The organism is Vulcanococcus sp. DEBay_Sum29NL08_54 (genome assembly GCF_017859255.1).
In the GTDB taxonomy this organism is placed as follows: Bacteria; Cyanobacteriota; Cyanobacteriia; order PCC-6307; family Cyanobiaceae; genus Vulcanococcus.
Window position 1 is genome coordinate 1 of the sequence record NZ_JAFMNJ010000039.1, and the last position, 11581, is coordinate 11581.

The following is an 11581-nucleotide window of genomic DNA, read 5'->3' on the forward strand; positions in this document are numbered from 1 at the left end:
TCTCATCGCCAGGGTTCAGTCCGCTGTAATCACTGATCCTCGCAAAGCGTCCGGCATCCCGTGCTGGGTTGCCCTCTCGATCGCTGAACAGTGTCTTCATCCCCGCTGCATCCGCTGCCTCCAGTTCTTGTAGTGCATCGCTGATGAACAGGACATCCGACGGGGCAGTCCCCATGGATTTGGCAATCATCAGATAGCTCTCCTTCGCTTGTTTGATTCCCGTTTTGGTGTCAAACCAGTGCTGGAACAGAGGCCTGAGATCTCCTGCCTGGCAATGGCCATAGAGAAGTTGTTGTGCAGGAACGGAACCAGAGGAATACACCGCCAGGGTGAATCCCTGCACATGCCAGCGCTCCAGTGCCTCAGGAACATCAGGGAAGAGTGGTGCGATCAGTTCGCCTGACGCATAGCCCGATCGCCAGATTCTTCCCTGGAGATCCTTGAGTTCGGTCAGCTTGATGTCTCTTGCAATCAGTTGCTTGAGGTATTGCGCAACCGCCTTGATTCCGATCGGAGAGTCTTGTCCTTGTTCTTCGAGAAGGGCAATGGCCTCGGGGTGGACATCCTCTTTCCATGCCATCTCTACGCCTTGAAGCAAGCTTTTGATCTCGGCTTCGTCCTGGTGTTCCTCGAGATAACGCTCGAGTGAGGAACTTGCATAGGGAAAGAGGACCTCGGCGACAAAGCTCACGGGACAGGTTGTCCCTTCGATATCAAGAAGGATGTGCGTAACGGTCATCATTTATTTGGCCAGGATTGCCTCGAGAAGCAGTTGCCTCCAGCGCTGCTCCAGTAGAAACTCCAGGATCTCCAGGTGACGCATCGCACTGCCCAGGCTGCGTCCCCAGGCATAGAGCCCGTGTCCGGCAATCAGTAGTCCCTGGGGGGCGTTGCTCAGCAGCGGTCTGGCCTGCGCTGACAATTCAGAGAGGTTCTGATTGTTCGCCAGGACAGGGACCTCCACGGAGCAGTCGTGGGTGTTGATGCCATCCAGCCCCTTGAGCATCTCCAGGCCGCTCAGCTCGAGCTTGCCCTGTTTGCTCTTCAGGGCCCACTGGGAGAGGAGCGTTCCGGCCTGCGAATGGGTGTGCAGCACTGCACCGGCTCCGCAGGTTTTCACGATCTCCAGGTGCAGGGCGGTCTCGGCGCTGGCTTTGCCATTGCCCAGCACCACATGCCCTTCCCGGTTCACCTGAATCAGATCGATCGGAGCAACCGCCCCCTTGTGCACTCCGCTTGGAGCCATCAGCAGGCGAATGGGGTCCCCATCCAGCAGACAGCTGAAATTGCCGCCCGTCCCGTCGCACCAGCCCCGCCGATGGATCTCAGCCATCGCTCCGCACAGGGCCTTGGCGAGGGCTGTGGTGTTGGCATCGGGCATCGTCGCGTCCCGCTCAGGGGGTTCTTCCACCCTGGCAGGAGGGGCACCAGTGGCTGCTGCGGCCGCCCAACTTGTCACGACGGATCGGCGTGCCGCAGACCCGGCAGGGCTCGCCGGTGCGGCGGTAGACCCAGGCGGCATTGCCGTAGTTCCCATTGGTTCCCGTCAGGTCACGGAAATCACTGAAGGTGGTGCCGCCTGCCCCAATGCTGGTGGTCAGCACCTCCACCAAGGCGCCGTGCAGCCGCTCCAACTGCTTGAGCTTGAGCGATCCAGCCCGCTCCTCAGGCGCGATGCCGCTCATGAACAGGGACTCATCGGCGTAGATATTCCCCACGCCGGCCACCAGGGCCTGATCGAGCAGTGCCGTCTTGATGGCCCGCGATGACCCTTTGAGTTTCTGCCGCAGGTACTGGGGCGTGAAGGCCGCGCTGAAGGGTTCTGGGCCAAGGCGCCTCAGCCCCGTCATCACCGATTCGAGTGGTTCACCGGGGGGGACCCACCACATCTCACCGAAGCTGCGCAGATCCACGAAGCGCAGCTCCTGGCCTTCGGGATTCCAGAACCTCACGCGTGTGTGGCTGCAGGGTTCCTTGGCGGTCTCCATCCAGAGGAACTGACCGGTCATCCGCAGATGCACGCCCCAGTGCCCGGCGTCGGCCCCCGCTCGCTTCAGGCTGGCCATCAGATATTTGCCGCGTCTCATCCATTGATCGACGCTGCATCCCTCCAGGGCGGAGCAGAACTGCGCGGGGACCGGGGGAGCGGCAATGGCCCGGGCCCGCAGCACCTCGACCCGCTCAATCGTGAAGCCGCGGGTCTGGCGTTCGAGTCCGCGGCGCACCGTTTCCACTTCGGGGAGCTCTGGCACCCGTGATCCCTGACCGTTGGTGGCCACAGATTGCCACGCAGACCAGACAGCAAAAATCCCCGACCTGAACCCAGGCCGGGGATCACTGCGAGATCTTGAGCGCCTGGATCAGGCCTTCTCGAGTTCGCTCTCGGCGAAGTTGTTGGTGTTGATGCCGCCTTCGGAGCCGCTGACGCCGTTGTAGTTCACCTTCTCGAAGCGCACCACGACGGGGTAACGGATGCCGGAGGTGTCGATGGAGGCAACGGTGCCCACATCGTTGAACCAGTAGGACTCAGGACGCTTGATGCGCACCTTGTCACCGCGGGAGATGGCCATCGCTGCGCTGTAAAGGGGTGGCTGTCATTGGGAATTTACCCGTAGCGGGAGTCCCCAAAGCCAGCCCGTCACGAAACGTGGCACCATCGACCTCCACTGAGCGTTTCCCCATGGCCGAGGCCCCCTCCTTCAGCCTCGACTTGCCTGATCCCGAAAGCGACAGCATCAGCTCGATGGAGTTCCTGGCCCGCATTGAGGAGGCCTGGGCCATTTGTGATCGCTTTGACCTGCAGACCGAAATCTGGCGGGGCCGGATCCTGCGCAGCGTGCGGGACCGGGAGCGCCGTGGCGGCGACACCCGCGGGGGCGGCTTCCTGCAGTGGTTGCGGGAACAGGAAATCAGCAAAACCCGCGCCTACGCCCTGATTCAGCTGGCCGAATCCGCCGATCACATGCTCGGGGAGGGGGTCCTGGAGGAGACCAGCGTCAACAACTTCTCCAAGCGGGCCTTCATGGAGACGGCCCAGTCCGATCCAGAGGTGCAGTTGATGATCGGTGAGGCCGCCAATGACGGCCAGCAGATCACCCGTAAACAGGTGCGTCAACTCACCGACGAGTTCACGGCAGCCACCAGCCCGCTCCTGCCGGAAGAGATTCGGGAACGTACGGCGAACAATCTGCTTCCTCCCAAGGCCGTTGCCCCCCTGGTGAAGGAGCTGGCCAAACTGCCCGACGACCAGCAGGAGGATCTCCGCAAGGTTCTGCGTGAAGAGCCCGAGCTCGAGCGGGTCAAGGACGTCACCAGCACCGCCCGTTGGTTGAGCAAAGCCTCGGAAGCCGGCCTGGCCGTTCGGGCCTTCCAGCAGGGGGAGCTGGATCTCGATAAGGCGATGCAGGAGGCCCTGCGCCTTGATGCCCTTGGACTGCTCTCCGATGCTGTTGGGCAAGCCCAGGCCCTGGAATCGGCGGTCCTCAAGCTCCACACCAGCTGGCGCCGCCTCAACGGTCTTCAGGAGCGCCTCTGGGTCGAGAGCGGCAGCAGCACTCCCCACCTGCGGGAGCTGCTGACCGCCCTGCAAACCCTCAGCGGCAACACCATGCGCGTCTCCCTCGGGGAACTCGCCGGCGGTAAGCGCGTGCGCTTGCAGTTGGTGGAGGAATCCCCCGATCAGCTTGAGGCTCCGGCGATCGCGGTGCTGGCACAGGCCGGCTGAGATCCGCCTGATGAGCGATTCCCTCGACTCCGCCCTCCAGGAGCACTTCGGCTGGTCTGCCTTCCGCCCTGGCCAGCGCCCGGTGATTGAGGCGATGCTCGCTGGCCAGGACTGCCTGGCGGTGCTCCCCACCGGTGCGGGGAAATCCCTCTGCTATCAACTTCCAGCCTTGGTCCGGGAGGGTCTGGTGCTGGTCATCTCGCCCCTGGTGGCGTTGATGGAGGACCAGGTGCAACACCTGCAGCGAAGGGGCATTCCAGCGGCCTGCCTGCACCGCGGCCTGGATCCCATGCGCCGGCGGGACCTGCTGCAGCGGGTGCGCAGCAATCGCCTGCGCCTGCTTTATCTGGCGCCCGAACGGCTCCAGGTGGAGGCCACCCGGCGCTTGCTGGAGGAGATTCACGAGGAGGGGAAACTCGTCGGGCTGGCCATTGATGAGGCCCACTGCATCAGTGCCTGGGGCCATGACTTCCGCCCGGACTACCGCCGCCTGGGTCAGTTGCGCCGGCTCTGCCCTGGGGTTCCGGTGGTGGCCCTCAGTGCCACCGCAGCCCCCCGGGTCCGCGCCGATCTGATTCGCCTGCTGGAGCTGCGGCGTCCCCTGATTCAGGTGCGCTCAGCCCGGCGCGACAACCTGTCTTATGTGATGCGCCGTCGTCCGGCGGACCCCCTGCCGGAGGTCCTCAAGGCGCTGGAGGAGGCGCGCGGAGCGGTCCTGATCTATGCCCGAACCCGGCGGTCTGTGGAGAGCTGGGCCAAGCGCCTCAGCGACAGCGGAGTCGAGGCGATTGCGTATCACGCCGGTATGGATCCAGAGAGTCGTGCCCTGGCCTTGACCCATTTCCAGGAGCACGAGATGCCCGTCCTGGTGGCCACCGTGGCCTTTGGCATGGGTGTCGATCGGCCGGATGTGGGCTTGGTGCTGCACCTGGATCTTCCGGCCAGCACCGAGGGGTACCTCCAGGAGTCCGGCCGCGCCGGCCGTGATGGCCTGCCCGCACGCTGCATCGTGCTCTTTGACCCCGAGGACCGCTCCAGCCTGGCCTGGGCCATTCGCTCCTCGGCCGAGGAATCCGGGGATCCGCAGGACCGCACCCGCGCAGAGCTCTCCCAGCAGAAGCTGCGGCGGATGGAGGCGGTTGCCGAGGGGGCGGGCTGCCGTGAGCAGGCCCTGCTGCTCTCGGTGGGGGAGCTGGTTCCCCCCTGCGGTCGCTGCGATCGTTGCAGCCAGGCCCCGCGGGTGCGGGACTGGTCTGAGATGGCCTCCCAGGTGCTGGAGCAACTGGACCAACGCAGCGGTGTGGACCTGCGCAGCCTCGGCGAGGACCTGGCCAAGGCCGAAGGGGATGAGGTCGATCAGTGGCGCTGGTTAGCGCGGCGCCTGGTGCAGGAGGACCTGATCAGCGAAAGCGATGACGGCAGTCAGCGCCTCTGGCTCAGGCCTGCGGGCCGCCGCTTCCTGCGCCAGCCCTGGACCCTGAAGCTGGCGGCCTGATCAGCCGGGCTTGGCCTTGCAGAGGTCGGTGATCAGCCGCTGCTCAAAGTCGCTCTGGGGGGCATCCCAGGTCTTCCAGGCTCCCGACTGACCGGTGGCATTCAGGCGCTTGGCGTTGCAGTTGATCGCCAGGTAGAGGGGCTGCCCTTCGCTGTTGAGGCTTGGGGCCACGTAGCTGCCGCCCATGGCCTGCCAATTGGCCCAATCCACCTGCAGGGGGCCATAGCTGCGCCAGTCCGGCGTGCTGCCCGCGGCGGTTGTGCTCGATGCCTGGGTTTTGTTGACCTCGGCCTTGGCAACCGCTGGTTTGGCGGCTTCAGCCTTGACGGGCTCAGCCTTCTTCTCGGGCTGGGTCACCACGGTTGTTGCTGCGACGGTGGTGGCCACCGAGGGCTTGACCTTCACCGGTTCAGCTTTGGCGACTTCGGTCTTGGCGGGTTCAGGCTTGGCCGCAACGGGCTCAGCCTTTTTCACTGGCTTGGCGGCCACCACTGCTGCGGGCTTTGGCTTCGGCTTGGCGGCAACAGGAGCAGCGGGCTTGGGCTTGGGTTTGGGCTTGCTGGCGGCGCGCAGGGTCAGGGTGCTGCCGGCCATGACCTGGTTGGGGTTGCTGATGCCGTTGATGGCGATCAGGCGCTGCATCGAAACGCCGTAGCGATCGGCGATGGAGGAGAGGCTCTCGCCGGGTTGCACCTGGTGGGTCTTGGCGTTTTTGTTCACGGCCACCCGCGGGCGGGCGCTGGCGCCAGGCACCTGGATACGACTGCCAGCCCAGAGGTCGTTGGCATCCCGCAGGCCATTGAGTTGGACCAGGCGGTCGACGCTGGTGCCGTAGCGATCGGCAATTTCAGAGAGGGTCTCGCCCGCTTTGACCGTGTAGTTGCCCGATCCCCCACCGCTGTAGACGTTGCCCGGCACCTTGATGCGGCTGCCGGCCCAGAGGTCGTTGGCATCCCGCAGGCCGTTCATCTCCATCAGCCGATTGACCGTGGTCCCGTAGCGATCGGCGATTTCGGAGAGGGTCTCACCGCGCTTGACCACCACCTCGCCGGCCAACCCCGGAAGGGGAAGCAGAAGGGCCAGGGCTAAAGCGGCGGCAGAGCGGCGGCGCATTGGGTTTAACAACGGTCGACTGGGCGCACCATACGGGGCCTGGAGGCGGGCGCCAGTCCCCCTCCCATAAGGCATGGAAATGGCTTCAGCCCAGGAGCCGTCGCATCAGGGGGAGTCGTCCGGCGTAGGGGGGATAACGGAACGGCAGATCCAGGGCAAAGGGCCGGCGCAGAACGCTGCGCTGGTGGGAAAAGGTGTCGAAGCCAGCCTTGCCGTGATAGGCCCCCATGCCGCTGGCGCCGACGCCGCCGAAGGGGAGTTCGGGAACCCCGACCTGCATCACCACATCGTTGAAGCAGACACCACCGGAGCTGGTGGTGTTGAGCACCGTCTCTTGGTGCTGCTGGGAGCTGCTGAATAAATAGAGAGCGAGCGGTTTGGGGCGTTGGTTGATCCACTCGATCGCTTGCTCCAATCCATCCACCTCGAGGATTGGAAGCAGGGGACCGAAGAGCTCCTCCTGCATCAACGGGTCCTCGCGATCGTTCACCTGGATCACGGTTGGTGCGATTCGCCGGCGTTCCGGGTCGCAGGTTCCGCCCAGCAGGATCTGGCCCCGCTCTCGGGCCTGCTCCAGCAGGGCACTGAGCCGGTTGTATTGCGTCTCGTTGACGATCGAGGCCAGGTCGCTGGAGTCCAGAGGCTCCTCGCCAAAGCAAGCCGTGAGGCGCTCGCCCAGGGCCTGGATGAGTGACGTCCGGGCGCTGCGCTCCACCAGCAGGTAGTCCGGGGCGATGCAGGTTTGCCCGGCGTTCAGGCATTTGCCCCAGACCAACCGGCGGCTGGTGACCTCGAGGTCTGCATCCCTGAGGACCACCGCCGGGCTCTTGCCCCCAAGCTCCAGGGTGATGGGGGTGAGGTGCTGGGCTGCAGCGGCCATGACCAGCTTCCCGATGCGCTCTCCGCCAGTGAAAAAGATGTGATCAAACCGCTCAGCGAGTAGGGCCTGGGCGGTGCTCCCATCCCCTTGGACCACCTGGACGATCTCGGGCGGGAAGGCCTCCCCGATCAGGCTGCTGATCAGCTGGGCCGTTGCCGGTGCGTGCTCCGAGGGTTTGAGGATGGCGGTGTTCCCGGCCGCTAGGGCACTGACCAGGGGCTGAATCGCCAGGTGGAACGGGTAATTCCAGGGGCCGATGATCAGGACGCAGCCCAGGGGTTCAGCGATCACTTCCGCGCGACCTGGCCGCTGGCTCAGGGGAACGCTGACCTTTTTGGGGGCGATCCAGCGCCGTAGCTGCCGGCGGCAGAGGCTGATCTCCTGGCGAACGGCGACGACCTCGAAGTAGGCCTCGACATCAGGCTTCCCCAGGTCCTTGGCCAGGGCCTCCAGGACGGCGTCGCTGTGGGCGCTGAGGGCGGCATCGAGTCGATCCAGTTGCTCGAGGCGCCACTGCAGCGGGCGGGTGGTTCCACCCACAACCAGCTGACGCATCGCAGCGATGGGGGTAGTCAGCTGGAGCACAGATGGACGGGCAGGGCTTGAGACACCCTATGGACAGCGGCGGAAATCCCGTGGTTAGGGCTTGGGTGACTTCGCCATGAAGCCCTTGCTGGGGAGTTCGGAGTCCGCCTCGGGGCTCACGGACGGAGGGGTGGCCGAGAGCTTGGATTCAATCCAGCGGGAGAGGACATAGATGCCGATGAACATCGGCACATAGATCACGCCCGCGCTGCGTTGATCCAATTCCAGTTGGCTGACCGCCGCAACGCCCGCGCTGCTCAGCCCGAAATAGATCAAGACCCGGCGCAGTGCGATCGACTTCAGCATCCCTAGAGCTCCCCGGTCTTGTTCAGCATTTCATGGGCTCTGGAGATCCAGCACCTGCTGAATGGCAGGGGTTTGGATGAGGTCCTGACGAAGCAGTGCGTAGATCCGTTCTCCGGCCACCGGCCGGCTGATCAGCGCGCTTGAGGCTGGCAGAAGAGGGGGCTCACTGAGCAGAACAAGATCCAGGAGTCGCCCCTCCAGCAGTGCGGCCAAGCGCTCGGGCTGCCGGCTGCCCGTCAGGGGCAGCGCTGGGGGAAGCCGCAGGCCGAGGTCACCCAGCAGCAATGGCTCATCGAGGCTGTGGAGCCAGCGCAGTTGGCTCGGCATCAGAGCCAGACGCATCTGCTGTGAGGCCAACCGCAGGCTCGCCAGCAAGGGCTGATTGGCTTGGGCTTGATAGAGGCCGTTGCTCCGTTTTTGGAAGTCCAGATTCAGGACTTGGCTGACATGGCGGTAGATCCGAGAGACCGAGCTCTGGTCGCGCTGGATTCGCTGGGCCACGGCGGTCGTGCTGCTGGTGATCTCCAGCAGATCCAGCACCGGGATCCCTTCCAGCAGTAGGTCCGCCAAGCCTTGACCCCGAGGTATGCGTACCGTGCATGACCCCTGTAGGTCTGATCAATCCCCAGAACTGGGTAGGGCAGGGAAGCGCAGCCGCAGCAAGGCGCCTCCTTGGGGGCTGGTGGCAACGTCCAGCTGGCCGCTGTGGTTCTCCATGGTGGTTTGCACCACAAACAGCCCCAGGCCACTGCCGCTGGCTTTGCTGGTTTGCAGGGGGAGTTGATCGAGCAGGCTTTGCGGCAGGCCCGGTCCGTTGTCGGCGACGTCCAGGCACCACTGATCCCCCTGGGCCTCGATGCTGATGCCAATCCAGGGCTTGGCAGTCTGGGCGTCGATCAGGGCCTCGGCGGCGTTGCGCAGCAGGTTGACGATCGCGATTTGGATCTGCACCGCATCGCCTTCAATCCAGGCGGGGGCGTCCTCGCGTTCCAGGGCCATGCTGTCGATGGCCACGCGGGCCGTGCTGCCCCCCGAGCGGGCGTAGAGCAGGGCGCTCTGGCTGATCTCCCGCAGGTTCAGGCGCTGATGCTCTGTTTGGACGTTCCTCAGCAGGGCACGCATCTTCTCGATCGTGAGCACGACGCGATCGGCTTCGTGGCGAATGCCCTCCACCTGTTGCTTCCAGCCGCTGGGGAGCGCGCTGAGGTCGACGTTCTCCGTTTGCTTGATCAGCAGCTGGCTGTTGAGCAGCAAGACGCTGAGCGGTTGATTGATTTCGTGGGCCACGGCAGCAGCCTGCAGGCTGCTGCGCAACTTGTCTTTCAGCAGTGCCAGGGTTTGGGCATCGCGGTAGCGCTCTTTCTCTCGCGCTTCCGCCAGGCTGGCTTCCCGTTCCCTCAGCTCGCTGGTGAGGCGGTTGTAGCCATCCACCAGTTGCCGTAGGGCTCCATCCAGAGAGACCAGTTCTTCTCCGGACTGCTCGGTCACGCCGCTGTGGAACTGCAAACTCTCCGGCTGCAGTTGTGATGTGGCTTGACTGAGCTTCTGGCTGAGTTGCTCGGAGGTGCTCTCGAGCTGGCGTAAGGGATAGAGCAGGCTGCGGATCTGTCTGTTGGTCAGGGCTGCCGCTCCGGCCAAGGCTCCGGCTGAGGCCAGCAAGGCGATTAGGGCGTCCCGGTCAGCAGCGGCCGTGCCGGGCTCCACCGTGAGGCTGGTCAGCAGGATCCAATTCAGTCCTTCATCGGTGCCCCAGGGCGTGGCCACCAGGGAATAGGGATGGCCATCGATTTGGGCGCGCTCGGGTTTGCCGTTGGCTCCCCCCTTGAGCCGTTGATGGAGGGCTTGCGCCATCGGGTCGCTCAGCGCGGCCAATCGGGAGCGCTCCACCTGGCCCTTACTGCGGCTGAGGGTTTGGCTGGGTCTTGAGCTCGCCACCAGGGTGCCGTCGGGCTCCACGATCAAGGCCAAGCCATCGCGGCCCTTCCAGACCTGCTCGAGCCAGGTGCTCAGTTGGGAGAGAACCATGTCGACCCCCACCACCCCAAGCAGGTTGCGGTTGGCTCCAAAGAGGGGCGCGTTGTAGGAGATCGAGAAAATCTCGGGCTGGTCTTCCCAGGCGTAAATCGAACTCCAGAGGGGTTTGCCTGCTTTGGCCGTGTCGGTGTACCAGGCTTCCTCGTGGGTCTCGGTCATGCCTGGAATGCGCTCCAGCAGCTCACCCCGTTGTCCCTGCTTCATGGCATAGACAGACATCGAGCCCCGGCCGCTGAGACTGGTGTCTTCGTTGAGCAGTAGCTCTCCGTCATCACCGCGCTCCATGCCGATGAAACGGCCGTCGGCTCCGCCGTAGTTGATGTAATCCACGGGGAAGGCACGCATCTGGTTCCAGAAGCGCTCGGCCATCGCCGCATACTCCGAAACACGTCCTGGGTTTTGCTCCAGCCAGGCGAGGTTGAGGGTGTTGATCCAGCGGGGGTAGCTGAGCTTGCGGGAGAGACGCGTCGAGAGTTCCACCACCGAGGCGTTTTGGCGGTAGGTCTCGCTGATCTCCAGGCCGCTGCGTCGGCCGATGGCGAAACTCAGCACGCTGAGGCTGCCTCCGACGAGCACGAGCTGAAGCGCGCTCAGCAGGGCCAGCCGATTGGCCAGTTTTCTGGGGGTGCTCAGCAAGTGACGTGGAGCCATCTAGGTGTCTTGGGCAATGGTGAGGGGGGCGAGCCGCGAGGCTTGGTGCACCAGTTCGGCGCCAGAGAGTCCCAATTTCTGGGCGATGGCTTTGCGGTGGGTTTCCACCGTGGCGATCGATAGGGCGGTCTCTTTCGAGATCTCCTTATTGCTGAGACCTCGGCCAATCAGGGCATAGATCTCCTGCTGGCGCGGTGTCAGCGTTGTGATGGGTTGCGGCACCAGTTGCTCGAGAACCTGATGCAATTGCTGGAAGGCGGCTGTCTTGTCCACAACGCCGCAGATTTGGCTCAGGAGCTCAGGCGGACAGACAAAGCTGGAGGCCTGGCCAGAGAGCACAACAACCTTGGACTCTGGCGACCGCCGATGCAGGGTCCGGGCAACGTCCAATCCCTCACCATCCGGCAGGGCGAGATCGAGCACCAGCAGGTCGGGCGGATCCTGCTCGCAGAGCTCTAGGGCTTCTTGGCAGCTGGTCGCTGAGCCGATCACTTCAATGCCGGCCATGGCTTCCAGCAGCGAGCGCAACAGCTGCAGAAACATCAGCTGGTCTTCCACGATCAAGCAACGCAGTGATTGTGGGGGTGTTCCGCTCAAGAAGGCCGACGGATTCGTGGTTGAAAATTACCAACCAGCACGTTCAAGCCGCTCGCCAATCTTGTGGTTCTTCATCAAGGTATCGGCTGAAATGTGTATCACTGGGGCCCCTGATCTGGCCCGCGTGCGGGTCATTGCAATAAAAAACCGGCTTGAGAGCCGGTGGGGTGACAAGTCTGGTGCCGCTTGACTTGTC

At 64.1% G+C, this 11581-nt stretch carries 12 protein-coding genes; 2 read left to right on the top strand and 10 right to left on the bottom strand.

Annotation, left to right across the window (positions count from 1 at the left end; all coding sequences use genetic code 11):
- The 4 genes from mtnC to QZ186_RS10205 all read right to left on the bottom strand — a co-directional run.
- A partial coding sequence (mtnC, locus tag QZ186_RS10190; protein ID WP_296416670.1) for an acireductone synthase occupies window positions 1–739 on the bottom strand: 739 nt, incomplete at its 3' end.
- A gap of 3 nt (window positions 740–742) precedes the next feature.
- Window positions 743–1381: a methylthioribulose 1-phosphate dehydratase gene (gene mtnB, locus QZ186_RS10195; RefSeq protein WP_296416679.1), complete on the bottom strand. Its 639-nt coding sequence runs from the start codon at window positions 1379–1381 to the stop codon at window positions 743–745.
- Between the two features lie 13 nt (window positions 1382–1394).
- Entirely contained in the window at window positions 1395–2252 is an 858-nt protein-coding gene (locus QZ186_RS10200) for a DNA-formamidopyrimidine glycosylase (protein WP_296416671.1), read from the bottom strand.
- A gap of 108 nt (window positions 2253–2360) precedes the next feature.
- On the bottom strand, window positions 2361–2570 hold the full coding sequence (locus QZ186_RS10205; RefSeq protein ID WP_010315087.1) for a photosystem I reaction center subunit IV: 210 nt from the start codon (window positions 2568–2570) through the stop codon (window positions 2361–2363).
- A gap of 110 nt (window positions 2571–2680) precedes the next feature.
- Here QZ186_RS10205 and QZ186_RS10210 point away from each other — a divergent pair, with 110 nt between their 5' ends.
- Window positions 2681–3724, top strand: a complete 1044-nt coding sequence (locus QZ186_RS10210; protein ID WP_010315089.1) for a hypothetical protein — start codon at window positions 2681–2683, stop codon at window positions 3722–3724.
- Window positions 3725–3734: 10 nt separating this feature from the next.
- Window positions 3735–5219: an ATP-dependent DNA helicase RecQ gene (locus QZ186_RS10215; RefSeq protein WP_296416673.1), complete on the top strand. Its 1485-nt coding sequence runs from the start codon at window positions 3735–3737 to the stop codon at window positions 5217–5219.
- On the opposite strand, the gene QZ186_RS10220 is transcribed toward QZ186_RS10215, so the two are convergent.
- From QZ186_RS10220 to QZ186_RS10245, 6 genes are all read right to left on the bottom strand, one after another.
- On the bottom strand, window positions 5220–6332 hold the full coding sequence (locus QZ186_RS10220) for a LysM peptidoglycan-binding domain-containing protein (RefSeq protein ID WP_296416674.1): 1113 nt from the start codon (window positions 6330–6332) through the stop codon (window positions 5220–5222).
- Between the two features lie 85 nt (window positions 6333–6417).
- Complete coding sequence (locus QZ186_RS10225; protein WP_296416675.1) at window positions 6418–7767, bottom strand: aldehyde dehydrogenase family protein; 1350 nt, start codon at window positions 7765–7767, stop codon at window positions 6418–6420.
- An 84-nt stretch (window positions 7768–7851) separates the two neighbouring features.
- A complete protein-coding gene (locus tag QZ186_RS10230) occupies window positions 7852–8103 on the bottom strand; it encodes a hypothetical protein (protein WP_010315097.1) in 252 nt (83 codons plus the stop codon).
- A gap of 30 nt (window positions 8104–8133) precedes the next feature.
- A complete protein-coding gene (locus QZ186_RS10235) occupies window positions 8134–8673 on the bottom strand; it encodes a hypothetical protein (RefSeq protein WP_296416676.1) in 540 nt (179 codons plus the stop codon).
- A 48-nt stretch (window positions 8674–8721) separates the two neighbouring features.
- Window positions 8722–10788: a sensor histidine kinase gene (locus QZ186_RS10240; protein WP_296416677.1), complete on the bottom strand. Its 2067-nt coding sequence runs from the start codon at window positions 10786–10788 to the stop codon at window positions 8722–8724.
- Window positions 10789–11346, bottom strand: coding sequence for a response regulator transcription factor (locus tag QZ186_RS10245; protein ID WP_296416678.1), 558 nt, complete (start codon window positions 11344–11346; stop codon window positions 10789–10791).
- Window positions 11347–11581: the final 235 nt, after the last annotated feature.

What these genes read in the sequence shown, in the direction of transcription:
- mtnB (WP_296416679.1), bottom strand. Translation starts at nt 1,381, where the DNA reads ATGCCCGATGCCAACACCACAGCCCTCGCCAAGGCCCTGTGCGGAGCG.
- QZ186_RS10205 (WP_010315087.1), bottom strand. Translation starts at nt 2,570, where the DNA reads ATGGCCATCTCCCGCGGTGACAAGGTGCGCATCAAGCGTCCTGAGTCC.
- QZ186_RS10210 (WP_010315089.1), top strand. Translation starts at nt 2,681, where the DNA reads ATGGCCGAGGCCCCCTCCTTCAGCCTCGACTTGCCTGATCCCGAAAGC.
- QZ186_RS10215 (WP_296416673.1), top strand. Translation starts at nt 3,735, where the DNA reads ATGAGCGATTCCCTCGACTCCGCCCTCCAGGAGCACTTCGGCTGGTCT.
- QZ186_RS10220 (WP_296416674.1), bottom strand. Translation starts at nt 6,332, where the DNA reads ATGCGCCGCCGCTCTGCCGCCGCTTTAGCCCTGGCCCTTCTGCTTCCC.
- QZ186_RS10225 (WP_296416675.1), bottom strand. Translation starts at nt 7,767, where the DNA reads ATGCGTCAGCTGGTTGTGGGTGGAACCACCCGCCCGCTGCAGTGGCGC.
- QZ186_RS10230 (WP_010315097.1), bottom strand. Translation starts at nt 8,103, where the DNA reads ATGCTGAAGTCGATCGCACTGCGCCGGGTCTTGATCTATTTCGGGCTG.
- QZ186_RS10240 (WP_296416677.1), bottom strand. Translation starts at nt 10,788, where the DNA reads ATGGCTCCACGTCACTTGCTGAGCACCCCCAGAAAACTGGCCAATCGG.